The organism is Sphingobium sp., from assembly GCF_041987595.1.
In the GTDB taxonomy this organism is placed as follows: domain Bacteria; phylum Pseudomonadota; class Alphaproteobacteria; order Sphingomonadales; family Sphingomonadaceae; genus Sphingobium.
Genome location: NZ_JBHIWJ010000036.1, coordinates 1 through 25,252, shown reverse-complemented (window position 1 = coordinate 25,252; position 25,252 = coordinate 1). Strand labels below are relative to the sequence as shown.

The following is a 25,252-nucleotide window of genomic DNA, read 5'->3' as shown; positions in this document are numbered from 1 at the left end:
GTCCGATCCTCAATCCCGCCTGCCTTCCAGCAGCCCCTTCAGGTTGGACGACATGATCCTCTCCTTGTCGGCCATGGAAAAGCTGGTGAGTTCGTGCAGGAAGTCCAGCGGATGCTCCGTACCCTCCGGATGCGGATAGTCGCTGCCGAACAGGATTCGGTTGACCTGCATGTGCCGGCCCAGTTCGGCAAAGTCATCCTCGACGAAGGGCGTCACGAAGATGTTGCGGTGGAACTGCTCGACAGGATCATTTTTGAACTTCTGCGGCATCTGACCATAGACATGGCGCAGCTGCTCGATCAGCGGAATCACCCATTTCGCGCCATTTTCCACGCTGACCACGCGCACGCCGGGGAAGCGGTCAAACACGCCGCCGCAGATGATGGCGGCGATTGTATCGGAAATGGCGCGCTCGATGATGCGCAGGCAGTTGACGAAGGGATCGGATTCAAAAGGCAGCCATTCGCTGCCCCCGGTCCACATCTCGATCAGATGGTCATAATCGGAATTGGACGCATGGATCGATACAAAGATCTTCGCTTCCTCAATGCGCGCCCAGAAGGGATCGAAATCCTTCAGTCCCATCGACCGCCCGCCGCGATAGCCCGGCACCGGAGAGGGACGGATGCAGATCGTCCTCGCACCTTCCCTGATCAGCCAGTCGGTCTCCCTGATCGCCCTGTCCATGTCGGCCAGCGACACGACCGGCACGCCGAACAGGCGATTTTCGCGAGCGAAGCCCCATTCCTCGCTGGTCCACCGGTTCAGGGCATGCAGCGCGTCGTGAAGAAATTCATGATCATAGCTCATCCACTTCTCAATCACTGAGAAGAGCGTCGGGAACATCAAAGCCGCATGGACATTATGCCCGTCCAGCACAGCCAGCCGATCCTTGCCGTAGCGCCAGGATTCAGGGGGCGTGATCGGCTTGCCCGTCATCTGGCGCATGGTCAGGCCCTCAGGATTTTCGGCCTTGTAATATTTGACGTGCGTGCCGGGAGCCGCCACCCGCTCGAAGGTTGGATTGGGGATATAGTCCGAAATCTGTCCCCTGATCGCCAGCCGCTTGCGCCCGTCGACCTCGACGAAGCGAAAGTCCTTGTGCCACTTCTTCGGCAGATGACGGAACAGCGCGTCTTCGGGCTCGTAGAAATGATTGTCCGCGTCATAGACGGGGAAGGGCAGGCTGGTCGTCATCAGAACATCTTTCGGTAATAGGTTGAACCTGTTTGATCTGCTTTTTCCGCCAGCCATATCTGCACGGCAACGGAACGGCCCGGCTTTCCGGCCATATGGAAACCCCGTCAGCCTGGCCCGTTCAGCCCCTTCACAAAGGCCGCCATGGCATTGACGGCCTCGGCAGCGGCAGGGGATTGCGGCGCCATCAGCGGCCAGACATGCCCCATGCCCGGCGCGACATGCAGCGTGACGCGCCTGTCGGCGACCGCCAGACTGCGCGCAAAGTCCAGAGCTTCGTCGAGCAGCACTTCCGCTCCGCCGGTCAGCAGCAGCAGCGGCGGAAATTGGGCCGGGTCGGCATGAATGGCCGACACCAGCGGGTCGGCCGGATCATGGTCCTGAAGATAGAGTTTGGCTGCGTCCAGCACCGCCGCTCTTGAAAAAAGCGCGTCGCGCGCGGCGTTGCGATCATGACTGTCGCACCGCGCCGTCAGGTCGAGCATCGGCGACACGAGTATCGCGCCCGCGGGCTGCCATCCCGCCCGCGCCGCCACGATGCAGAGCGCCGCCGTCAGCCCGCCGCCTGCCGAATCCCCGGCGATCACCGCAGAGGCGGGGTTTTCCACCGCCCGAAAGACCGCCACCACATCATGCAGCGCGGCGGGAAAAGGATGCTCCGGCGCAAGCCGATAGAAGGGCAGGATGATTCGTCGCCCCGCCGCCGTCGCCAGCCGCCGGGCATAGTCGACATAGGCAAGGGGCGATCCCAGCCGGTAGCCTCCGCCATGCAGATAGAGGATCGCGCCTTCGCTCTCGCCCCCTTCGGGTTCGATCAGCAGGCAACGCACGCCGCCCATCGTCGTTTCGGCTGGCGGCGTGCCTTCCTCCGCCATTCCGGTCGCCCTTGCGCGCCGTTCGGCCAGTTCCGGGGAGGCCGGATAACCGGGCCGCAGCGGCGGCAGATCCCATATTTCCTCATCGCTCAAAGCACGAAGACTCCCCGCGCCAGTTTGCCAGCCTCCAGATCGTGAAAGGCGCGCTCGAAATCGGCCAGATCATAGCGCTGCGTCACCAGTTCATCGAGCATCAGCTTACCCTGACGATATTGCGCGATATAGGAGGGGATGTCGCGATGCGGGCGGGATGCGCCATAGCGGGCGCCCATGACGCCCCGGTCGACAAAGGCGAGCGGGGTCAGCGGAATGTCCGCCGTGGTGCCCATGGCGGTGGTGCCCACGATCACGCAATTGCCGCCCCAGCCAAGGCTGGCCATCGCGTCGGCCAGAACGCGGGTGCTGCCTACGCATTCGAAGGACCAGTCGACGCCGCTGCCCTGATCGGGCCTGCCGTCCGAAACGATGTCGCGGATGCGGGCGGGCGTGTCGCCCAGCGAGGCGTCGATGAAATCGGTCGCGCCGAACTCCCGCGCCTTTTGCTCGCGCGAGGGGAGCAGGTCGATGGCGACGATCCGGCTCGCACCCGCCAGCCGCAGCCCCTGAAGCACGTTAAGGCCAATGCCGCCAATGCCGAACACCGCAGCCGTATCGCCCGGCTTCACCTGAGCGCGGTTGATCACGGACCCGACGCCGGTCAGAACGCCGCAGCCCACGACGCAGGCAATATCCAGCGGCACGGAGGGATCGATCTTCACTGCCTGATTCGCCTTCACCACCGTCTTTTCGACGAAGGTGGAGGTGGCGGCGAAATTCTGCACCGGCTGTCCGTTCAGCGAAAAAGGCTGGGCGCGGTTGCCATAGGAGCGGCGGCACTGGGTCGGCTTGCCGCTTTCGCATGGCCCGCAGGTGCCGCAATTGGCGAGCGTATGCAGCGCGACATGATCCCCGACGGCCAGATCAGTGGCGCCGGGTCCCACCTTTTCGATCACGCCTGCGCCCTCATGACCCAGCACGGCCGGCACGGGCCAGTCGATCGTGCCGTTCACCACCGAAATGTCGGAGTGGCAGATGCCGCTGGCGGCGATGCGCACCAGCACCTCGCCCGCTTCCGGCTCGCGCACCTCCAGATCCTCTACATAGCGTATCTTTCCGCCACCTTCGTAGATCAGAGCGCGCATCCAGCTTCTCCCCAAATAGTGTTTCGTTCGGTTTTCCGCATGGCCGACGCGGCCCGGCAATGACGATCCAGCATCCGCCCCAGCGCATGGATGCGCGACAGGGACATGGGCCGGTCAAAGCCGAAGAGCGACAGCGTGCAGGCAATCGCCCCATCGGCATCGAAAACGGGAGCGGAGATGAGGCCGACCGGATGCAGCCTGTCGGCTTGCCCCTCGATCATCAGATAATCCTCGCCCATGCGGCCGATCCGTTCGATCGCCTGTTTTCGGCGATCATCGGCAAAGGGTTCGTCCGCCAGATCCAGCACGGCCAGTCCCGCCGCCTCCTGCCTTTCACTGCGCAGCGTGACGGCAAAACCACGGTCGCGAACGGCGGCCAGCGACTGGCGCAGACGGGCATTTTCCGTTCCGGCCCCGGCGCGCTCCAGCCAGACCGCAACATCCTCCTCCGCCGCCCAGGCGAGGAAGGGGGTCCCCAGCGGCGGGATCAGCGGCACACGCTGACCGATACGCAGCCCCGGATCCCGGCTTGGATGTTGGCATGGCCCATCCGAAGCCAGCGCGATCAACTGATCCCCCACCCTCGCCGTCAACAGGCTGGCGAGCCGCGCCTCCGCCGACAGCGTGGCGATCTGCGCCCGCGCCGCCGCCACCACCGGATGGCATTGCAGCGCCCCATGGCCGATGGCGATCAACGCCGGGCCGAGCCTGTAAACGCGGCGCGCCTCGCGTACCAGATAGCCGTCGCTGGTCATCGCCCCCAGCAGGGCATGACAGGAGGCCGGATTGAGGTCGAGATGCCGCACCAGTTCGGTCAGCGACCACGCCCGCATCGGGCTGGCCGCCATGAAGTTCAATATGTCGATGGCGCGCGACGCGGCCAGCGCGGGTCTGGGCATGGCCGGTCTTCAGCTCAGGTCCAGATCGTTCCAGTCGACCACCGTGCACATGCGATGATAGTCGGGGCCAAGCCAGGGCGCATTGACCTGAAGACGGCGATGGTCGCGGTTCACATAATAATTTTTCTCTATGCCGCCCTCCGGCGTCATCTGGAGCCAGTTGCCCGCCTCTCTGTCGAGCGCTTCATTATAGCGATCGAAGGCTTCCCGCTTCACGTCGACGCGGCCCTTTTGCTCCTTCAGCATCCGCATGATGCATTGCGCGGCATAGCCCGCCCAGATCAGCCACCACTGCGGCAGGCCCGTGCCCCCGGTCAAAGGCTGCGAATTGGGACCGTAAAGCATGAACAGATTGGGGAAGCCCGGCACCATCATCGACAGATAGGCGCGGGGTCCGTCACCGGCGTCCCAACTGTCGTGCAGGTCGCTGCCGCCAACGCCCTTGTAGCGGGCGGGCCAGAGATATTTGAGCACGTCGAAGCCGGTGGCGCTGATAACCACGTCCACATCGCGCGCCGTCCCGTCGGCCATTTCGATGCCCGTCTTGGTGAAGCGCGCGACCGATCCGGCCAGCAGTTCGACATTGTCGCGGGTGAGCGCCCGATACCAGCCATTGTCGACCACCGGGCGGCGCGACATCGGCGCATAATCGGGGATCAGCTTTTCGATCAGATCTTCCCGCCCGCCGGTTTCCTCCCGGATATAATTGGTAAGGAAAGCGCGGACATCGTCATTGGCCTTGCTGACCTTGCCGCCCTGCCGCTGCCATTCGGGATCGACGCGCTGGAGCAGGTGAAAATCGAACAGCGGCGCGGTCGCGGCATAGCGCCACCAGTTCCAGTAGCCCGGCATGTTCTCGATCAGCCAGGCCAGTTCCGAACCGATCGCCTCGCCATATTTCTCACGCGGGCTGATCCATTGGGGCGTGCGCTGGACGACGGTGACATGCGCCGCCTCTTGCGCGACGGCGCTCAGCAACTGCACGCCGGTTGATCCGTTGCCGATGACCGCGACGCGCTTGCCGGCAAGGTCGATATCCTCCGGCCAGGCCGAGGGATGCACGATCCGTCCTTCAAAATCGGCGATGCCCTCAATGTCGGGCAGCTGGGCATTGGCGAACGTGCCGCATGCGGTGATGACGACATTGGCCTCAATCCGCTGCGGCCCGTCTGGCGTGCCGACATCCAGCACCCAGATGTTGCGCGCCTCGTCAAAGGCCGCGCCTTTCACATCATGGTTGAAGCGGCTGTTTTCCAGCACGCCATATTTACGCGACACATGCTGGAGATAGCCGCGTACAGCCTCGCCCCGGTTGAAATGCTCGGCCCAGGGATAAAGTTTTTCGAAACTATATTCATAGGTAACCGAAGGCGTGTCGACCCGCACGTCGGGATAGCGGTTGATGGTCCAGGTGCCGCCAGCCTCCCCCTGCCGTTCGAGCAGGATGTAGGGCAGGCCCAGCAGCTCGCACTGGACGCCGGCGACAATGCCCGCCGGGCCGCTCCCGATGATGACGACCCGGAAATCCTGCGGAATCTCCGGCCTGTCACCTGTCCATTCCACCGCGCAGGGAAAGGCACGGAAGGCGGGCAGATCGCGCCGGGCGGCGAATTCCAGATCGGTCATCTCCCGCCCGGTGACCATCACCATCAACCTGCGCAGCTCTTCTTCTGGCGGTTCGGGCAGTTCCGCGGCGCCGGCATTGTCAGCGAGCCAATCCACGGCCCGGTCGATCAGCAGAGCCTTTTCCCGCGGCGTCATCCGTGCAGCGGGGGGCAGGGCTGCGACCTCCTCGTCCCCACTGTTCTGATAGAGGGCAACCCGCAGCGCGTCCAGGTCAGCGCTCTCGACCGCCCGCCTGATAAAGTCGATATTCGTCGCGCGGGCTGCCGTTGCCATTCCTTATCTCCTGTGTCGGGCGGCGTCCGAAATCGCCCGCAGCCCGTCTGCTATTTTTTGCAATATCGAATATGCGGCGGGCTGGAACGGGCGACCGCCATCATTCCGGGATGGCGGAAATTGCGTCTCAGTGGCCCAGAAAGCGCGGCGGCCGCCGTTCCATAAAGGCCCGCGCCGCCTCTCCAGCGTCATGCGAGAACAGGCTGATCTGGGCATTGGACGCCGCCTCCATGACCATGTTTTCCTCCAACGCGCCGACTTCCGCAGCGTTGAGGTTGCGCTTCATCGCGGCGAAGGCCGCCGTCGGGCCGCATGCCAGTTTTCCGGCCATGGCCGCGCACTCCGTCTCCAACATCGTGTCATCCACCAGCCGGTTAACAAGTCCGATGGCCAACGCAGCTTCCCCTGTCACCGGCTCGTCGAGCAGGAACAGTTCGCGGGCACGGGCGGCGCCCAGCAGCCGCGTCAGCAAATAGCTGCCCCCCGGATCGCCGCAACGCCCCGCGCTGGCAAAGGCCAGCTTGAACTTTGCCGTGCGTGACGCGATCCGCAGGTCGCAAGCCGCCGCCATGACCAGACCGCTGCCCGCCGCCGGTCCGCGCACGCAAGCGATGGTCGGCTTGGGCATGCGATGCAGGAGCAGCGGGATTTCGGCGTGCGCCATCATCCGGGCCGCCGCCTCATCGGCGCGCATGGTTTCGGCGCCTTCCTTCTTATCGTCGCCCGACAGGTCGTAACCGGCACAAAAGCCCCGCCCCGATCCTGTCAGAACGACGCAGCGGATCGCGGCGTCGGTCGACCAGCGCTGCAGCGTCGCCGCGACTTCATCCAGCATCTTTTCGGTCACGGCATTCAGCCGTTCCGGCCGGTTCAGCGTCATGGTCGCAATGCCGCAGTCAATCGCCGTCAATATGCTCATTGGTGCCCCTTCACCTTGCTCATGCCCGCGACGATGAACTCGCCGGTCTGGCCATAGGCAGAGGCATGGCCCAGCTGGTGGATATCGAAACAGCTTTGCAGCGCGGCGCTCTGACCCATGATGTCGAGCGTCTGGTTGACTGCGCGCTTCGCCATGGCCAGCGCATGGGGATGCATCCGCGCAATTTCCCGTGCCAAGGCCAGCGCCTCCGCATCGAGATCAGCGCGAGGAACGACGCGGTTCACCATACCCCGCCGCTCCGCTTCCTGGGCATCGACCGGGCGGGCGGTAAACAGCATTTCCTTCGCTTTGCGCGGCCCCAGTTCCCAGGTGTGGCCATGATATTCCACACCGCCTATGCCCATCAGCACCACCGGGTCGGAAAAGCGGGCATCATCTGCCGCGATGATGAGGTCGCAGGGCCATGCCAGCAACAATCCGCCTGCGATGCAAGCGCCCTGCACCGCCGCGATCGAGGGTTTGGGAATGTCGCGCCAGCGTTTCGAATAGCCCAGATAATGGCGCGCTTCCCATTCATGGATGCCCAGCAGCCCCCGCTCCGGGATCGTCTCGCGAATCCGGTTGAAGGCGCCGTCGCGAATGGCCTCCTCGCTCACATCATGGCCGGCGGAAAAATGCCTGCCCTCCGCGCGCAGCAGGATGACCCGCACGCGCTCATCCGCGGCCGCGCGCTCCCACGCCTGATTGAGCTGTTCCAGAAACGGCTCATTTTGGGCATTATGCTTGTCCGCCCGGTTGAGCGTGATCGTCGCCACGCGATCTTCCACCGAATAGAGGATATACTCTGTCATAGCTCGTCTCCTGTCGTTCCGGTGGCGCGGCATCCTGCCGCAGCCCAGCAGGAACATGCCGCTTTCCGCATGGTCGGAAGCGCCCGGCCTGCAAATTGACATGACCATGGGCAGGATGACGAAACGGGGCAGCGCCAACAAGGGTGGAAGCGAATGAACCTCGAATGGAATGAACAGCAGGAAATGATGCGGGAGGTGGCGCTTCGCTTCTTCGAGCGGGACGAGGTGCTGAAGGCAGCGCGCGGCGCGGGCGAAGCGCCGGACGTTGCGCTATGGCGGGAAACCGCCGAAATGGGGTTCGTCACGATGCGGTTATCCGCAGCGCAGGGGGGATCGGGCGCCAGTCTGATGGAGGCCGCACTGGTGTGCGAGGCGGCCGGACGAGGCGTCGCGCCGCTTCCCCTGCCCGATGCCATTGCCGCCTGCACGCTGTTGGGCGGTTTGGAGGGCCAGGCGGCGCGGAGATTGCTGCATGACGCACAGACGCGACCAGTGACGTTCGGTGCGGCCCCCGAATGTGTGGGGCTCGAACTGGAAGGCGACACATTGATCGCCGCGACGCCCGACGGCGAAAAACGGACGATCGAGAGCGGCAATGCCATCAGTGCCCTTTTCGAAGCGACGATGATCGAACGGACCATCCTGCGCGCCGCATGGCTCGCGGGCGCAGCGACGCGGGCGATCGAAATGGCGGCGGCCTATGCCAGCGAGCGCCGTCAGTTCGGCCAGCCTATCGGGGCCTTCCAGGGTGTCGCCTTCCCGCTGGCTGACGCCATCACCGATATAGAGGGCGGGCAACTGCTGCTTTGGCATGCGATCTGGAGCATCGCGCAGGGCAAGGAGAATGCCGGCGCGCTGGTCGCCATGGCGGATTGGTGGCTGGCGCACAGCGCCCGCACGGCAGCGCAGCGGGCGCTGCGCAGCTTCGGCGGCTACGGGCTTTCGGTGGAATATGACATTCAGCTTTATTTTCGGGCGATCAACCGCGTCGCGCTGGCCGATGGCGATCCTGAGCGGCGGCTCGGACTCGCAGGCGATCGACTCTGGGCGGGTGCGGCCGCGACTCTTCCCGACGCAGGCGATCCGGGCATCGACATGGGGATGGGAGCGAAGGCGGAGGCGTTCGCCGGGCAGGTTCGCGACTTCCTGCAGGCGGAGATAACGCCCGACATCGTGGCCCAGGCGCACGCATCGACGGACGGGCATCTGCCCGACCTCCACCGGAAGCTGGCGGCGGCAGGCCTCGCCTATCCGGACTGGCCGAAGCAATGGGGCGGGCAGAACCGCAGCCCAATGGAAGTGACGGCGCTTGGCCGCGTGTTCGAGCAGTTCGGCCTGTCGCGCATCCCCATCGGCTGCACGAACATGGGCGCGCGCATGACGATGAAATTCGGCTCGCCCGAACTTCAGGCGGAGGTGCTGCCGCGCCTGGCCGACGGATCGGCGCTCGCCTGTCTGGGTTTTACCGAGCCGGGTTCGGGATCGGACATGTATGCCGCCCAGACCCGCGCCGTGCGCGACGGCGGCGACTGGCTGATCAGCGGGCAGAAGATGTTCACCACCGGCGCCCATATTTCCGATTATGTCCTGCTGCTGGCGCGCACCGATCCCGCGCTGCCCAAGCATAAGGGGATCACGCTCTTTCTTGTGCCCCTGACCCTGCCGGGGGTGACGATCCAGCCGGTCGAGACGCTACAGGAGGAACGCACCAACATCACCTTCTATGACGAGGTGCGGGTGCCCGACCGCTATCGGCTGGGGGAAGTCAATGGCGGGCTGAAGGTCATGGCTGCCGCGATGGAAATCGAACATGGCGGCGAAGGCTATCATATCTATCATCATAGCCTGATGGCATCGGCGCTGGAATGGGCGCGGACGGAAGACGGCACCGGCCGGCAGCCGATCGACGACCCCGCCGTCCGCATCCGCCTGGCGCGTGTGCACACCCATCTGGAGATTGCCGATCTGCTGTGCCGCCGTGTGACCTGGGCTATCGAGGCGGGAAAGATGAACCGCGCGATCGGGCCGATGGCCAAGATGTTCGCAACCGACATCTATATGGCCGATGCTGCCGACCTGACAGCACTGGCCGCTCCTGCGACATTGCGTCACGCCAGTTCGGCCACGGCGCGGATCGAAACATCCTATCGCCAGTCGATCGGCCAGACCATCTATGGCGGAACCAGCGAGGTGCATCGCGGAATCATCGCCCAGCATCATCTGGGGCTGCCGCGCAGTTGAAAGAAGGCGGAGGGCGATTGTTCGCCCTCCGCCTTCCCCCTTTGGTTACCAGCGCAGCTTCAGCGACTCAAAGCCCATGACCGAGCCGCCGAAGACGGACAGCGCCTCCTGATCCTGCGCCAGTTCGAAATCGGGGATCTGGCGCAGCCATTCCTGCAGGGAGATCATGATTTCCCGCTTGGCGAGGTGGGAGCCGATGCAGCGGTGCGGCCCGACGCCGAAAGTGACATGATTGTTCACCTTGCGGTCGAGGTCGATCGTCTGCGGATCGGGGAAGATGGACGCATCCCGGTTGGCCACCGTATTGGGCAGGATGACGCGATCATTCTTGCGCAGCCGCACGCCCTTATATTCGCAATCATGCGTTACGCGACGATAGATGTTCGACACGGCGTTGATCCGCATCAATTCCTCAATTGCCAGCAGGAAGGCCGCCGGGTCGTCAAGCCGGTCCCGGAATTTCTGCCGCGCGTCCGGCGTCGTCGCCAGATAGCGCCAGACATAGGCCATGGTGTTCGTCACCGTATCCAGCCCCGCCACGAAGAGCAGGAAACCGCAATTGATGATGTCCTGCCAGGGAAACTGGTTTCCATCCGAATCCCGCGCCTGCAGCACGGTCGTCGCTATGTCATTCTGAGGATTGCGTTCTTTTTCGCGGAACAGGTCTTCAAGCACCGCATAGATTTCGAGAAGGTTCGCGGCGCGAATATCGGGATCTGTGCTGCGGAAAAACACATTGGCGATGCGCAGAAATTCGGGCAGGCGCTCCTCGGGGAGACCGAAAAGCTCCAGAAAGGTTCCTGTCGGGAATTTCGCGGCGTAATCGGCAATGAAGTCACATCCGCCCTGACCGGCAAAGCCGGAAATCAGCGTCTCGGCGCGCCGGTGCAGCCCTTCCGTCATCCGGCGGACGGCGAGCGGCGTGAACATGGGCGCCAGGATCTTGCGGAACACATCATGTTCCGGCGGATCGACGCCATTGGGTTGCAGCACGGGGAACGGCTCGATCGGCGGAATCTGCGCCCCGCGGGTCGAGAATATCTCATGGTTGCGATAGCCCTCGACAATGTCGGCATAGCGCAGGAACACCCAGTGCCCGCCATTGCGCGGCGTGTAGAAGATCGGCGGCGCGCCGTCCCGCGCAAGTCGGTGCCAGATCTGGACCGGATCCGTTACGTCTTCGGGAACCTTGAAAAAGTCGAAATCGACGATCAGTTCAGCCGGTACATGATCTGGCGCGGGCGGCTGGAAGACGAGAGTCATGCCTTGCCTCCCTTGGCGATCCGCAAAGCCCCTTCCGGACAGTTGCGCACGGCGAGCCTTACCTTATCTTCCAGTTCAGGCGGGAACTCGGGATGCTCGATCACTACCTTGCCCTCTACCGCATCCGTCGAAAACACTTCAGGGCATAGGTCCTCGCATCGCGCATGTCCCTGACAAACATTCAGATTGGCGACAACTCGCATTGGCACTCTCTCCATTTCGGTCGTTGCGCCCGTTTTATCATTGCGCCGACGGCTGGCCCATGACGGTAATGGAACCCGATACGCCATAAGGAACATTGCAGGACATTAACCCGGCCATATCGTCGCGTCTCGTCAGCAACGCAGGTCTGCGGTCCCGTGCGACTCGCATGCAGGCGCCCGGAGACAGGCTTCCATATGGGCGGAAACCACCCTGCCCGCGTTGATTGCGGCTGCGACCAATGACCCTATTGCGGACACGAACGACAAGGAAGAGCGATGTCCCGACAGATTGCGCTGCCGATCGAAGACCCGGTCCCGCCGACGCAGGCTGATACAGCCATGGCAAGACCCGCCCAGGCAGACAGACGCCGCCGGACGTTCATGCTGCTGATGCTCGCCTTCATCTACAGCCTCAACTATCTTGACCGGCAGATCGTGGTTATCCTGCAGGAACCGATCAAGGCGGACTTCCAGCTGGCGGATTGGGAATTGGGGCTTTTGACGGGTGGTGCGTTCGGCCTTTTCTACACCGCGATGGGCATTCCCATCGCCCATCTCATCGACCGGGGTTTCAACCGCGTCCGCCTGATCGCCGGATTTGCCGCCATATGGAGCCTGATGACGGCGCTTTGCGGCCTGACACGCAATTTCAACCAGTTCTTTGCCGCACGCATGGGGGTCGGGCTGGCGGAGGCAGGCTTCGCGCCTGCCGCCCATTCGCTGATATCCGACCTTTACCCTCCTCGCGAGCGATCCGCCGCCGCCGGTCTGTTCGCAGTCGGCGTGCCGGTCGGAATCATGGCTGGCCTGTCGATTGGCGGCGTGGTCGCGCAGGCAACCGATTGGCGCACCGCGCTCCTTCTCGCGGGTGTTCCCGGCCTGCTGGTGGCTATCATCTTCCCTCTGCTCGCGCGCGAGCCGATCCGCGGAGGGATGGACCAGAGCGATGCCACCACGCCGGAACGGACGAGCTTCCTGCAAAGCCTGCGTTTTCTTGCGCGGCGCAGGGCCTTCGTCCATGTCATTGCGGGCAGCGCCGCGATCGCCTTCGCCCAGACAGGGATCGCCGCCTGGTTGCCTTCCTTCCTGATCCGCAACCATGGCCTGAATCTGGCGCAGGCTGGACTGAGTCTGGGACTGCTGACCGGCATTTGCGGCGCGATCGGCACATGGGCGGGAGGCTGGCAGGGCACGCGGCTGGCCCGGTCAGGACTGCACATGATGCTATGGCTGCCGATTGCCGGAGTGCTGCTGTGCGCGCCGCTCTATATGGCGGTACTCAACATGCCCAGCGGGTCGGGAGCGCTGATGCTGCTGGTCCTGCCGATCATATTGGGCGCCTTGTGGACCGCGCCTTCCATTGCGCTGACCCAGAGCCTCGCGCCCGTTGCCATGCGGGCACGGGCAAGCGCGGTCTATATCGTTGCCGCCAATCTTGTCGGCGTCTCCATGGGACCTCTGGTCGCGGGTCTGCTCAGCGACTGCTTCGCCGAACTGCGCGGCGGCAATGCCGCGCAGGGTCTGCGGGACGCTCTGATGAGCATCACCGCTTTCTTCCTGCTCGGCGCGTTGCACTGGACACTGGCGGCGCGGGCATTGCGGCGGGAAGCGGACAATCAGGTCGGTCAGGGTTGATGCCTTTGGCCGCAAGAAAGTCCGGCGCATGATGACCCGTCCCCGCCGCCAGCACGATGGCGCGTCCGATACCACGGGTGGCGCCCGTAACGCAGCCGGGCTTCTTCATGGTGCCTTTCCTCTCGCGGCCTGAAATGAAACATTGCGTTGTAATTTATCATGCGATCCGATACGCCGGACCGGCATCGAGATAAAGAGCGGCCACAGGACGGGCTGGCACGACATCGACACTCAGCAGGAGAGACAGGATGGCCGTTGGCAATGCGAAGAAGCAGGTGACCCGCGACATGAGCGCCGGGGACAAGCGGCCGGTCAAGCCGCTGGAATTCGACGGTCCGCTACCCCGGCCCACCAGGGATATGAACCAGATTCGCGCTGACCTGGACCGCGCGGGCTATGCTATAGCGGCGGAGGTGTTCAGCACCGCCAAGGCGCAGGAGATGCGTAATTTTCTTGCCGCCGAAATCGATCGCGAGGAAGCGATCGACGAGGAGCGGGTTCGCCGTTTCTACACCGACAATGACGATCTCAACCGTCGCATGTCCGGCGCGCAGCTGGTCAATCGCCATCCCTTTTTCCGCGATATTCTGGAACATGAGCTGCCGCTGCACATCACGCGGGAGATTTTGGGGCCGCAGACGCTGGACGAATCCTATCTTGTCCATAGCTATGGCGCCAACGTCACCCGTCCCGGCAGCGCGCAGCAGGGCATCCATCGCGACCGCAGCGGCGCCATCCCCCTGTCGGCGGGCGCCGCGCAGACCCGCTTCATCTGGTGTCTGGACGATTTCGTGGAAGAAAATGGCGCGACGCGGATGGTGCCCGGCAGCCATCGCGACATCGAGCCGCAAAGCTGGACCGTGCAATATGAGTCGGTTCCAGCCGAAGCTCCGGCGGGTTCGGTGTTGATCTACACCGATCTTCTGCTGCACGGGACGGGCGCGAATGTCTCCACCGATCTGGAGCGCGCAGGTGTCATCGTCGGCTATTGCCCGCCCTGGTGGAAGCCGATGATCAACTTCCCCATGACCACCGATCCGGATGTGCTGAAAGGATCGTCCAGAATATTGCGCCAGATTTTGGGTTACAGTTCGGTCGCCGTGGGGTTCGAGGAGCCGTGGACCTATGCGCCCAAGGCCGTGCAGGACCTCATCGTCCCGCCCGAAATGGAATGGTGAGCCGACGTCAGGGCTGCATCGGGCCGAACAGGGATGCGAGGCGGGCCAGCATCGCCGCCTCGCCCTCCGCCGTCGGGTCCGCCGGTTCGAATTCCAGCTCCAGCAGACCGTCATAACGCTGCGCGGCAATCTGGCCGATGATCGCGGGCCAATCCAGTTGCCCAAGCCCCGGATCGATCCGCCCGGGAACATCGGCAATCTGGATGAGGCCTATCGCATCCCGACAGGCGGAAAGCGCGTGCACCACATCCCGTCCCATCATCGCGACATGGCCGACGTCGAACAGCAGCCGCACCGACGGCGTGGCGACGGCCTGCACCATCGCAAGCCCGTCCTCCAGCCGGTCAAGCAGCAGCCCGGAGATTCGGCTGGCCGCAATCGGTTCAACCAGCAGGACCAGCCCGGCCCGTGCCGCCGCTTCTCCGTGGCGCTTCAGATTCTCGATCATCGCCGCGACCTGCGCCGGGCGGGACCTCCCCGGATCAAGTCCCGCCACGCACACGGCGGCCGCACCGCCGAAACGCTGCGCCAGATCACAGCTGAGCGCCACGCTCTCCGAAAGGGCATCACGCCCACCCTCGTCTTCCGCGCTCCAGAGGGGCGTGTTCCAGTGCAGTGGATCGCCGCCGAAGCTCGAAAGGCGAAGTCCGCGCCGCGCCATTTGGGTGGCTGTCGCGACCTGCTCGGCGGCTGGGCGCAGTTTCAGGAACAGGTCCTGCACGCCGCCAAAGCCATGATCGGCCAGCGCATCGATCTGGTCGAGCGGATCGGCAGAGCGGCCCAGATGCGCCAATAGCGGCCGATCCGGCGCGCTGAGGCCCAGATGCCCGGCCAGGCGCAGGCTCATATTTTCAGGGCTTCCAGGAAATGCAGCATCGCCCGGTTGAAGGCGGCCGGTTGCTCCTGCTGGAGGAAATGCCCGGCGCCAGGCAGCGCCTCGATCCCGCGCAGGCCCGGCACGCGCCGGCGCAACCTCTCTTCCCATTCCGGGAAGAAGCCGAAGGACGGATCATCCTGACCATAGAGGAACAGGGTGGGCGTCTCGACGTCATGATCGGCCCATGCCTTGCCGGTCAGCCAGTTGGCATCCGCCGTGCGATAGCTGTTGAGGCCACCGATAAAATTCAGCATCGGTTCGGCATGGCGATAGCCCGCCACGAACCGCTCAAATTCCGCTTCGCTGAGCCAACGCCAAGGCAAGGGCGGCGCTGGCGGCAGCGCGTCCAGATAGCCGCTACCCGCAGATGCGACCGCCTTCCACCGCCACAGATCTCCCTCCGCGCTCAGCGCATGGAACAGCCGGGCGAGGAATTCCGGCACATGCCCGGCCAATTCGCGCTCGGCGGCCCCCACCTGCTGAAAATAGTGGAAATGGAAGAAATGCAACTGCGCCATCGCGGCGAAGCGTTCGCTTGGCAGGCGATCGGGCGAGGAAGCCTCCGGCCGCGGCGGCGCGTCGGCGGGCAGACGCTGCGCGCTGCCCAGCATCGCGCGTCCGGCGAGGTCATAATCATAGGGAATGGTGGCGATCAGCGCCGCTATCCTTTCGGGTGCGCGCACCGCCAGATTCCAGGCATATTGCGCGCCGAAATCCTGTCCGACGATCACCGCCCGCTCCGCGCCATAATGATCGAGCAGCGCGATCAGATAGTCCTGCATCCTCTGGGCGGTATAGGCCGCCGGATCGGCCGGGCGGTCGCTGTCGCCATAGCCCAGACTGTCGATCGCGACGGCGCGATAGCCCGCCTCGGCCAGCGGCGCCATCTGGTGCCGCCACGACCAGGCGAGGCCGGGAAAGCCATGGATCATCAGCACCAGCGGCCCATCGCCTCGCTCCACGGCGCGCAGTCTATACGAGCCGACATCGATCATATGGTCCCTCATAGCCGGGCGTCCTCCTCTCCCACGGCGACGCGCCAGCCAAGGCCTGCAATCTCGCCCGCCCTCGCGCCATGCAGCGCAGCCGCCTCGCTCGACGCATTGCCCTCCAGAGCGCGGCGGTAGACGCCCTGCCGGATGGCGGCGTTGCGGAACATGGCAAAGGCCATCGCATAGCGCCAATGGCCGGGATCGATCGCACCCAGCCCGCTGCGCTGCGCATAGCGGCGGACGTAATCCGCTTCCTTCGGGACACCGAGCGCCGACAGGTCAGCGTCGGACAGGCCGCGATAGCCTTCATGGGGCACGCGCCACGCCATGACGTGCTGGGCAAGGTCAGCCAGGGGGTGGCCAAGCGTCGAGAGTTCCCAGTCCAGCACCGCGACGATGCGCGGCGCGTCGGCCGCGAAGATCATATTGTCGTTACGGAAATCGCCATGGACGATGCGGCAGGCATCCAGCTCCGGATCATGAGCCGGAAGCCATTCGATCAGCCGCTCCATCGCATCGATCCGCCGGGTTTCGGTGGCGCGATACTGCTTTGTCCAGCGCGCAACCTGCCGGGCAAAATAATTGCCGGGGCGGCCATAGTCGGAAAGACCCACTGCCGCGGGATCAATGGCATGGAGCGCGGCCAGCACCCGATTCATCTCATCATAGATGGCGGCGCGCTCATCCGCTGTCATGCCGGGCAGGCGCGCATCCCAGAAATTGCGCCCCTGCGCATGGTCCATCACGAAAAAGGGCGTGCCCACAATGGCGCTGTCCTCACACAAGGCAAGCGGCCGGGCGACCGGCACCTCAGTATCCTTGAGCGCATCGGTCACCCGATATTCGCGTTCGATCGCATGGGCCGACGGGAGCAGCACGCCATCAGGCTTCCGGCGCAGCACGAAGCGCGGGGCGCCATCGACCGACAGCAGATAGGTGGGATTGGATTGGCCGCCCGCAAACTTCTCCGCCGAAATCATGCCGTCCGCTCCGGGCACATGGTTCCGCAGCCATGGCGCCAGCCGCGTCAGATCAAGCGTGCGAACGTCACCCACATCAGTCATATTTGCCGAGTTCCAGACGGCCGAGCTGGTTGCGGTGCACCTCGTCCGGCCCGTCGGCAAAGCGGATCTTGCGCGCGTGGGCGTAGTAGTTGGCGAGGAAGAAGTCCTGACTGATCCCTGCCGCGCCATGGGCCTGCATCGCCCAGTCGATCACCTGACAGGCCATGTTGGGCGCGGCGACCTTGATCATCGCAATCTCCGCCTTGGCCACCTTATTGCCGACCGTGTCCATGCGATGCGCGGCATGCAGCGTCAGCAGGCGCGCCTGGTCGATCATGATGCGGCTGTTGGCGATGCGTTCGATGATGACGCCCTGTTCGGCGAGCGGCTTGCCGAAGGCGACCCGGGACTTCACCCGCCGGCACATGGCTTCGAGCGCGCGTTCGGCCATGCCGATCATGCGCATGCAGTGATGGATACGCCCCGGCCCGAGACGCGCCTGCGCAATCTCGAACCCTCGTCCCTCGCCCAGCAACATGTTGGACGCGGGAACGCGGACATTCTCGAAGAGTATTTCCATATGGCCATGCGGCGCATCGTCATAGCCGAAGACCGTCATCGGCCGGACCACCGTGATGCCCGGCGTGTCGCGTGGGATAAGGATCATCGACTGCTGCTTGTGCTTTGGCGCGTCCGGGTCGGTCTTCCCCATGAAGATCATGAGGGCGCAGTCCACCTCCCCCATGCCCGAAATCCACCATTTGCGGCCGTTGACGACATAGTCATCGCCGTCACGCGCGATCGAGCTTTCGATATTGGTCGCATCGCAGGAGGCGACCGCCGGTTCGGTCATCGCGAAGGCGGAACGCATCTCGCCCGCCAGCATGGGCTTGAGCCAGCGTTCCTTATGCTCATCCGTGCCGAAGCGTTCCAGCGTCTCCATATTGCCGGTATCGGGCGCTGCGCAGTTGAATATGGCAGGGCACCAGTGGACCCGGCCCATTTCCTCGCAGAGCGGCGCATATTCGAGATTGGTGAGACCCGCGCCGTGCGTGCTCTCGGGCAGGAAAAGGTTCCAGAGTCCCGCCTCCCTCGCCAGCGGCTTCAGCCGGTCGACCAGCGTGACATGTGCCCAGCGGTCGCCCGCCGCGACCTCCTCATAATAGGCCTGTTCCTGCGGGTAAACATGCGCGTCCATGAAGGCGCGCAGCCGCGCCAGCAGATCCTCCGTCTTCGCATTGGGTTCATAACTCATGCGGCGAACCCCCTATCCTCGGTCGCGTAGCGCGCCAGCAACGGCGCGGGCGTCCAATAGGCGTCGCCCTGCTCGGCGCGGAAACGCTCAATCTTGGCCAACACCTTCTCCAGCCCGATCTGGTCGGCCCAGTGCATCGGACCGCCCGTATGGCTGGGCCAGCCAAGGCCGTTCACCATGGCGATGTCGATCTCCTGCGGGCGCGGAGCGATACCCTCCCCCAGCAGCTTCGCGCCCTCATTGACCATGGCGTAGAGCAGCCGTTCACGGATTTCCTCCTCGCCAATCCCGCGCAGCGTCAGGCCGTGGCGTTCGGCGTGGGCGGCGATCATCGCCCCGGTCTGCGGATTGGGACTGGCCTTGCGGTTTTCGTCATAAAGATACCAACCCGATCCCGTCTTCTGCCCCAGCCGTCCTTGCGCCACCATCTGCTCGACGAAATCGGCGCGCAATTCCCGTTCCGTCGCGCTGGCGGCGCGGGCCTTGCGCGCCGCGGCCTGCACGTCCAGCCCCGCCAGATCGCCCAGCGCGAACGGTCCCATCGGGAAGCCGAAGGACAGCAGCACCTTGTCGATCAGCGCCGGATCGGCCCCTTCCTCCACAAGGAAGAAGGCTTCGCGCGACCGTTTCGAAAGCATGCGATTGACGATGAAGCCATCGCACACGCCCGACAGGACCGGCAGCTTGCCGATGCGCCTGCCGAGCGCCATGATCGTCGCCACAACCTCCGGATCGGTCTTCGCTGCGCGGACATTTTCCAGCAGGCGCATGACGTGGGCGGGATTGAAGAAATGCATCCCGCACACATCCTCGGCCCGACCCGATGCCTCCGCCAGCGCGTCGATATTGAGAAAGCTGGTGTTGGAGGCCAGGATGGTGCCCGGCTGCGTCGCCTGCCCCAACGTCGCGAACACCGCCTTCTTGACCGCCAGATCCTCCGTCACCGCCTCTATGACGAGTTGGGTCGCGGCCAGATCGCGCGGGTCGTCGCTGGTGGTGATCAGCGCCAGCCGCTTGTCCATCGCCTCCTGCGTCAGGCTACCCTTGGCCACGGAGGACGCCCACATTCTGGTGATCGCCTTCATGGCGGCCTCGACATGCGCCTGATCCAATCCGACAGCGATCACCGGCAGGCCCGCGCTTGCTACCGCCATCACGATGCCGCGCCCCATGACGCCCAGACCGATGACGCCGACCCGATCGATCGGCCGCGTCGCCGTATCGGCGGGCAAATCGGTTATGCGCGCCACTTCGCGCTCGGCGGCGAACAGATAGCGCAGCGCTTTCGACTGCGGTCCCGCGATGCTCTCCCGGCACATCTCAAGCTCACGGACGAGCGCGGCGCCGAAATCCATCTCATAGCCGAGCCGGATCGCCTCCAGTATCTTTAGCGGCGCGCTTTGTCCGCGCATCTTGCGCGACAATGTCCTGCGCGCTTCCTCGAACAATGCCGGATCATCGGCGGGCATGGGCAGGCTACCCGCGCTGCGCGGCCCCTTGCCCTCCGCCACCAGCCCCTCGGCATAGGCGAGCGCGGCGGCGGCCAGCTCACCATCGGCAATAGCGTCGATAAGGCCCTCGGCGAACGCGCTGGCAGTACCGATCTGCCCCCCTTCCGTCGTCAGCCTTATCGTGGTCGCCAAACCCGCAAGACGCGGTGTGCGCTGCGTGCCGCCGGCGCCCGGCACGATGCCCAGCTTCACCTCCGGAAAGCCGAATTTCGCCTCCGGCGACGCGATGCGATAGTGGCAGGCCAGCGCCACTTCGAACCCGCCGCCCAGCACCGTGCCATGGACCGCCGCGATGATCGGCTTCGTTGCGCGGTCCATCATAGCGATGACGTCGGGCAGTCCCGGCTCGACCAGCGGCTTGCCGAATTCCTTGATGTCGGCCCCGGCGATGAAAGTCTTGCCCGCGCAGCGGATGACGAGCGCCCGCACGGCCGGGTCCGCCTCGCTGCGGCGGATGGCTTCGGCAAGCCCCTGCCGCACGCTGGCGGAGGTTGCATTGACCGGCGGATTGTCGATCACGGCTTCCGCAATGGCGCCGCGGACGTGGAACTGGACTGTATCGGGCATAAGAATTTTCCCTGTTCAGAATGCGCTGGCGAGGGTCAGGAGTACCTTGCCCTTCACCTTGCGCTTTTCGAGATGGTGGAGCGCGTCGGCCGCGTCGGAAAGCGGGAAGCGGGCGTCGATCACCGGCTTCAGCGCGCCCTGCGCCAGCCAGTCGAGAATCTGCCGCATGTTGGCTCCCTGCCGGACGGGATCGGCGCGAACGCTGTTGCCCCAGAGCACGCCGACTGCCGCTGCGCTTTTCAGCAGCAGCAGGTTGGCGGGAATGGCCGGTATCTCGCCCCCGGCAAAGCCGATCACCAGATGCCGCCCGCCCCAGGCGAGGCTCTTGACGGCGGTGATGCTCATCGGCCCGCCCACCGGATCATAAACGATGTCGACGCCCTTGCCGCCCGTCAGCGCCTTGACGCGTTCGCGCAGATCCTCCTGCGCATAGTCGATCAGCTCGTCGGCGCCCTGCGCCCTGGCCAGCGCCAGTTTTTCCGGGCTGGAGGCCGCGGCGATCACCCGTGCGCCCATATGCTTGCCCAGCTCCACGGCGGTAAGGCCCACGCCACCCCCCGCACCCAGCACCAGCAAAGTCTCCCCCGGCTGCAACGCCGCCCGATCCTTCAGCGCATGACAGGAGGTGCCGTAGGTTATGGCGATACCTGCCGCGACCGCCAGATCGACGCCTGCGGGCACCGGCCAGACCTGCGTCGCGGGCACGCGCACCTGTTCCGCAAAGGCGCCGCTTCCGGTGAAGGCGATGACCCGATCGCCGACCGCAAAGCCCTCAACCCCTTCGCCCAGCGCAGCGACGTGCCCCGCCGCCTCGCTGCCAGGAACGAAGGGCAAGGCCGGCTTGGTCTGATATTTGCCCTGCACGATCAACACATCGGGATAGTTGACTCCAGCCGCGGTCACGTTGATCAGCAGTTCGCCGGGACCGGGTTCAGGCGCAGGAAACACACCATATTTCAGGTCGCCCACGGTCGCGAAATTTTCGCAGATGATCGCCTTCACGTCGCTCTCCCATCCGGTCTTTCCTTCTGGTTAAGCGCTGCCGATCATCAGATAAACTGGGAAGTTTAGATGGTCATATTCAATAAAATTGATGATCTTCCGGGGCGTCATTGCGCGCGACCAGCCGCATCGCGAAGCGCTGAAAGGCCTCGAATGCATGGGTCTGTTGCGTATCCCGGCGGCTGACGAGGCTGAAGACGCGGGTGAAGCGCAGTTCCGGCACATCCAGCGCCACCAGCTCGCCCCGCGCAATCTCCTCCTCCACCGACAGGCGGGACAGGCATGTTAGCCCCGCGCCATGCGCGACGGCCCGCTTGACCGCCTCCACGCTGTCGGTTTCCAGCAGGATGTTGAGCGAGTTGATATATTTCAGCGCCTCGACGGTGAAGGAAATGCGCTCGCTCGACTGGGTCTTTTCCAGCACCCATCCCTCCTGCGCCAGATCGGCCAGATGCACCGCCCCGCGCCGCGCCAGCGCGCTGTCGGGCGCGGCGCAGACCACCAGCGCATCGCGCAGCCACGGGAGAGCCTCCAGATAGCTGGAATTGACCGGTGAACCGACAAAACCGATATCGAGCGCCATCTGCTTGATACCCTCCATGACATCCTGAGAGGGCAGGATCTTAAGGTCGATCCGCACCTGCGGATGACGACGCATGAATTCTGCGCACAGGCGGGGCAGCACATAATTGCCAGCCGGCGCCGCCGCGCCGATCCGCAGCCGGCCGCGCAGCTCTTCCGGGATGGAGAGGGCTTCCATATCGGCGACCTGCACCAATATGCCTCGCGCCATTTCCAGCATCGGCCGTCCCCGGTCGGACAGGCTCAGCCGCCGTTTGGCCCGGGTGAACAGGCTGATGCCCAGATGCGTTTCCAGTTCCTTGAGCGACATGCTGGCCGCTGATGGGCTGAGGCCGATCTCTTCAGCCGCGCCTGCAATGCTGCCCGTGCGCGCTACCGCTTCGAACGTCGCGAGCTGGCGTAATGTAATCCTCACCCTGCCTCCACCACTGTCTCGACTGCCCGACGTCGCATCCAGATAGGCGGAAATACCTCCGCTCGGAAAGAAGAACTGCGCCGTTCAGGACTATCGAGGCCAAAATGTGCAAAGGGGGGGGCGGCCGCCGCGCTCTTGTCACCGGCGTCAGTTCAGGCATCGGAATCGGCATTGGCCGAGGAACCGGCGCGGGCAGGCATGCGATATCGCCGCGCTGGTAACATTGCAGCCCGCTGGCCGATTTCATCAACGGCGCGAACATGCGCCGCGACGGGACCGTTCGGCAGCGATCAACTGCCACAGTACCCGTTACAGGGCCGCAGTTTCCGGAAGCATGGAATTCCCTCGGGCGCAATTGCACGCAGACGACGGATACACGCATGTCTTGGCCGCTTCGCCGTAACGCCGGTCATCCCGTGGCCCGGCCATGGCCCGGACCGAAGACGAAATCAAAACAGGTGAAAGGGGAGAGGATTTTCATGAGAGGAATACAGCCTTTTATAGCGTCCGCGTCGCGAATGGCCTTGGGCCTGGCCTGCGCCGGCCTGTCCGCGCCGGCCATAGCGCAGGATGCCGATGCGGAGCAATCAGCGCAGATCGGCCAGTTTGCCGACATCATCGTCACCGCCAACCGCCGCGAGGAGGGAATTCAGAAAGTCGCGACCGCCGTCACCGCGCTCAACTCCGACATGTTGCGCGAACAGAATATCAGTTCGGCCAGCGACCTGCTGGGGCGGATCCCTTCGCTCAACGTCACCGCCAACGGCCAGCAGCGCGAGGCGGAGACGATCACGATCCGCGGGCAGGGTCAGACTTATCTCGCACCGACCGGCGTGGTCAATTATTTCGCCGAAGTGCCCCTGGTCGCCGGGTCGATCATCGGCAATCAGGGCGGCCCCGGCACGATGTTCGACATCGAATCGCTTCAGGTTCTGCGCGGTCCGCAGGGCACGCTGTTCGGCAAGAACACCACCGGCGGCGCGTTGCTGATCGGGCCGAAAAAGCCGACGGACCGGTTCGAGGGCTGGCTATCGGCACAGATCGGCAACTATAACGATCGCGAATTCGAAGCCGTCGTCAACGCCCCGATCATCGCCGACAAGCTGATGGTGCGCTTCTCCTTCAAAAAGGTCGATCGCGACGGCTATACCAAGGATGTTGGCACCGCGGACCTGCCGTTGTCGCTGCCGTTCCAGGGTCCCGGCTTCACGCCGATCGTCTATAATAATTCGGGCCGCGTGCTGCCCGGCTATGGACCGAATACAGGAATTTCCGGCCTGCCCGGCGTCAACGACGTGCGCAGCGACTTCCGCGGCAGGGATTATGATGATCGCCATTATTGGGTCGGCCGCATCGGCATCCTGTTCCGCCCGACGGACGGCATCGAAAATTATCTGGTCGCCAATTATGCCAAGTCGCACAATAACGGGACCGGCCAGATTCTGGATGCTGTCGCGACCGACCATCCGACGCTGACCAATCTGGTCGCCAATTCCTATGGCAACAGCTTTGCGCCCGGAAGCGCGGCTGCCTTCACCTCGGCCAATTCGACCATCGCTCAGGCCGTGGTTGCGCGCCAGAAGGCGCTGGGCGCACGCAGGACCTCGCTCAATCAGGACCAGTTCTACCGGCTCGAAACCTACAGCATCGTCGATACGCTCAGCATCCAGCTCTCGGACTCGCTGACCTTCCGCAACCAGGAATCGGCGACGATCGGCGGCATCGAGATCGACGCGAGCGTGACCGCGCTCGACATGGCCAACCATGCGCTGACGATCGCGGCCAACGTCGCCTTCATCGAGTCCGAGATCAACCTCGACGCGCAGGGCCGGCAGCTGGAACTCGACCCGAATCGCGAACTCCAGGGTCAGTCTCCGTTTCTTGCCAACCTGCAGTTCGCCTACGACCACTTCCCGAGTGCGCAGAAGGTCACGCTGCTGGCGAACTACTTCGACGATCGCATCGACATCGTCGCCGGCCGCCCGGATACGCCGATCTACGAGGTCGGTCGCGCGACGGTGAACCTGAACTACGAGAAGGAGTTCGCGAACAGTTCGAAGATCAGCTTCAAGGCCAAGAACCTGCTCGATGAAGAGATCCAGTACGAGCAGAACGGCCGGATCATCGAAAGCTATTCCGAAGGTACGGAGTTCTCGGTGGGCTACACCTACAAGTTCTGACGTGAAGTTTTTCCCGGGCCGGATGCGCGGCGCGGGATCGCGGCGGCTACCCGAACGGAGCGTGGCTCCCATGGACCCGACCGCGAAGGCGTGAAGCGAAGCGCGTTTTTGTCCCGGCAACCCGACTATGTGAGGATGCAATGAAACGAGAGAACCTACTCGGCTTGATCTGCAGCGCCAGCGTGCTGCTGGCCGCCTGCGGTGGTGGTGGTGGCGCTGACGCGGGCGGCACGGCCACGCCGGCTGGCAGCGACCTGACGCCAGGCACGCCCGCCGCGCCGCCGCCCACGCGCCGCGATGCGGCCCGCTTCCTCAGCCAGGCGACCTTTGGCGCCACCGGCCCGGCCCAGATCGACGCGCTCGTGACGCAGGGCTTCGACGGCTGGCTGGCCGCGCAGTTCGCCCGGCCGGCCGCGCTGCACCTGGACTACCTGAACAGCCAGCGCGGCCGCGACCAGCAGCCGCGTCCGCAGCGAGTTCACAGGCGGGCGTCCGGGCCTGCCATCAGCTGCGCGGCAGGTCCCAGCGGTAACCGGCGCCGCGGATCGTGGTGATCGGGTTGTAC

At 64.4% G+C, this 25,252-nt stretch carries 21 protein-coding genes; 5 read left to right on the top strand and 16 right to left on the bottom strand.

All coding sequences use genetic code 11. The features are described 5' to 3' along the window. Positions 1-9: 9 nt before the first annotated feature. The 7 genes from ACFC3J_RS11240 to ACFC3J_RS11210 form a co-directional block, all read right to left on the bottom strand. Complete coding sequence (locus ACFC3J_RS11240) at positions 10-1,197, bottom strand: amidohydrolase family protein (protein ID WP_375196259.1); 1,188 nt, start codon at positions 1,195-1,197, stop codon at positions 10-12. A gap of 107 nt (positions 1,198-1,304) precedes the next feature. Beyond that, positions 1,305-2,165, bottom strand: coding sequence for an alpha/beta hydrolase (locus ACFC3J_RS11235; protein ID WP_375196258.1), 861 nt, complete (start codon positions 2,163-2,165; stop codon positions 1,305-1,307). Beyond that, positions 2,162-3,253, bottom strand: a complete 1,092-nt coding sequence (locus ACFC3J_RS11230; RefSeq protein ID WP_375196257.1) for a Zn-dependent alcohol dehydrogenase — start codon at positions 3,251-3,253, stop codon at positions 2,162-2,164. Before ACFC3J_RS11230 ends, ACFC3J_RS11235 begins: the two co-directional genes overlap by 4 nt. Further along, on the bottom strand, positions 3,241-4,152 hold the full coding sequence (locus ACFC3J_RS11225; protein WP_375196256.1) for an IclR family transcriptional regulator: 912 nt from the start codon (positions 4,150-4,152) through the stop codon (positions 3,241-3,243). Before ACFC3J_RS11225 ends, ACFC3J_RS11230 begins: the two co-directional genes overlap by 13 nt. 9 nt (positions 4,153-4,161) lie before the next feature. Further along, positions 4,162-6,051 (bottom strand): flavin-containing monooxygenase, encoded by a 1,890-nt coding sequence (locus tag ACFC3J_RS11220; RefSeq protein ID WP_375196255.1) that lies wholly within the window; start codon positions 6,049-6,051, stop codon positions 4,162-4,164. A 127-nt stretch (positions 6,052-6,178) separates the two neighbouring features. Then, positions 6,179-6,970, bottom strand: a complete 792-nt coding sequence (locus tag ACFC3J_RS11215) for an enoyl-CoA hydratase-related protein (RefSeq protein ID WP_375196254.1) — start codon at positions 6,968-6,970, stop codon at positions 6,179-6,181. After that, positions 6,967-7,782 carry an enoyl-CoA hydratase gene (locus ACFC3J_RS11210; protein ID WP_375196253.1) on the bottom strand — a complete coding sequence of 272 codons (816 nt, stop codon included), beginning with the start codon at positions 7,780-7,782 and terminating at the stop codon, positions 6,967-6,969. The genes ACFC3J_RS11215 and ACFC3J_RS11210 overlap by 4 nt, the downstream gene beginning before the upstream one ends. A gap of 153 nt (positions 7,783-7,935) precedes the next feature. Between ACFC3J_RS11210 and ACFC3J_RS11205 the strand changes: the two genes are divergently transcribed. Next, complete coding sequence (locus ACFC3J_RS11205; protein ID WP_375196252.1) at positions 7,936-10,023, top strand: acyl-CoA dehydrogenase; 2,088 nt, start codon at positions 7,936-7,938, stop codon at positions 10,021-10,023. Between the two features lie 45 nt (positions 10,024-10,068). Here ACFC3J_RS11205 and ACFC3J_RS11200 read toward each other — a convergent pair whose 3' ends face one another. Together ACFC3J_RS11200 and ACFC3J_RS11195 are read right to left on the bottom strand one after the other, a co-directional pair. Continuing rightward, positions 10,069-11,286, bottom strand: a complete 1,218-nt coding sequence (locus ACFC3J_RS11200) for a cytochrome P450 (protein WP_375196251.1) — start codon at positions 11,284-11,286, stop codon at positions 10,069-10,071. Then, positions 11,283-11,489, bottom strand: a complete 207-nt coding sequence (locus tag ACFC3J_RS11195; RefSeq protein WP_375196250.1) for a ferredoxin — start codon at positions 11,487-11,489, stop codon at positions 11,283-11,285. The genes ACFC3J_RS11200 and ACFC3J_RS11195 overlap by 4 nt, the downstream gene beginning before the upstream one ends. 276 nt (positions 11,490-11,765) lie before the next feature. Here ACFC3J_RS11195 and ACFC3J_RS11190 point away from each other — a divergent pair, with 276 nt between their 5' ends. Both ACFC3J_RS11190 and ACFC3J_RS11185 read left to right on the top strand, forming a co-directional pair. Then, positions 11,766-13,124, top strand: coding sequence for a spinster family MFS transporter (locus tag ACFC3J_RS11190; protein ID WP_375196249.1), 1,359 nt, complete (start codon positions 11,766-11,768; stop codon positions 13,122-13,124). A 248-nt stretch (positions 13,125-13,372) separates the two neighbouring features. After that, entirely contained in the window at positions 13,373-14,302 is a 930-nt protein-coding gene (locus tag ACFC3J_RS11185) for a phytanoyl-CoA dioxygenase family protein (RefSeq protein ID WP_375196248.1), read from the top strand. 7 nt (positions 14,303-14,309) lie between these two features. Here ACFC3J_RS11185 and ACFC3J_RS11180 read toward each other — a convergent pair whose 3' ends face one another. From ACFC3J_RS11180 to ACFC3J_RS11150, 7 genes are all read right to left on the bottom strand, one after another. After that, positions 14,310-15,149, bottom strand: a complete 840-nt coding sequence (locus ACFC3J_RS11180; protein ID WP_375196247.1) for a TIM barrel protein — start codon at positions 15,147-15,149, stop codon at positions 14,310-14,312. Next, entirely contained in the window at positions 15,146-16,186 is a 1,041-nt protein-coding gene (locus ACFC3J_RS11175) for an alpha/beta fold hydrolase (RefSeq protein ID WP_375196246.1), read from the bottom strand. Before ACFC3J_RS11175 ends, ACFC3J_RS11180 begins: the two co-directional genes overlap by 4 nt. Then, positions 16,183-17,235: a phosphotransferase family protein gene (locus ACFC3J_RS11170; protein ID WP_375196245.1), complete on the bottom strand. Its 1,053-nt coding sequence runs from the start codon at positions 17,233-17,235 to the stop codon at positions 16,183-16,185. The genes ACFC3J_RS11175 and ACFC3J_RS11170 overlap by 4 nt, the downstream gene beginning before the upstream one ends. Then, positions 17,228-18,430 carry an acyl-CoA dehydrogenase family protein gene (locus tag ACFC3J_RS11165; RefSeq protein ID WP_375196244.1) on the bottom strand — a complete coding sequence of 401 codons (1,203 nt, stop codon included), beginning with the start codon at positions 18,428-18,430 and terminating at the stop codon, positions 17,228-17,230. The genes ACFC3J_RS11170 and ACFC3J_RS11165 overlap by 8 nt, the downstream gene beginning before the upstream one ends. Next, positions 18,427-20,508: a 3-hydroxyacyl-CoA dehydrogenase NAD-binding domain-containing protein gene (locus ACFC3J_RS11160; RefSeq protein WP_375196243.1), complete on the bottom strand. Its 2,082-nt coding sequence runs from the start codon at positions 20,506-20,508 to the stop codon at positions 18,427-18,429. The genes ACFC3J_RS11165 and ACFC3J_RS11160 overlap by 4 nt, the downstream gene beginning before the upstream one ends. A gap of 15 nt (positions 20,509-20,523) precedes the next feature. Further along, complete coding sequence (locus tag ACFC3J_RS11155; protein WP_375196242.1) at positions 20,524-21,510, bottom strand: NADPH:quinone oxidoreductase family protein; 987 nt, start codon at positions 21,508-21,510, stop codon at positions 20,524-20,526. 79 nt (positions 21,511-21,589) lie between these two features. Continuing rightward, a complete protein-coding gene (locus ACFC3J_RS11150; protein WP_375196241.1) occupies positions 21,590-22,507 on the bottom strand; it encodes a LysR substrate-binding domain-containing protein in 918 nt (305 codons plus the stop codon). A 518-nt stretch (positions 22,508-23,025) separates the two neighbouring features. On the opposite strand from ACFC3J_RS11150, the gene ACFC3J_RS11145 reads away from it, so the two are divergent. Next, positions 23,026-24,687, top strand: coding sequence for a TonB-dependent receptor plug domain-containing protein (locus ACFC3J_RS11145; protein ID WP_375196240.1), 1,662 nt, complete (start codon positions 23,026-23,028; stop codon positions 24,685-24,687). Positions 24,688-24,827: 140 nt separating this feature from the next. Further along, positions 24,828-25,241: a hypothetical protein gene (locus ACFC3J_RS11140; RefSeq protein ID WP_375196239.1), complete on the top strand. Its 414-nt coding sequence runs from the start codon at positions 24,828-24,830 to the stop codon at positions 25,239-25,241. Positions 25,242-25,252: the final 11 nt, after the last annotated feature.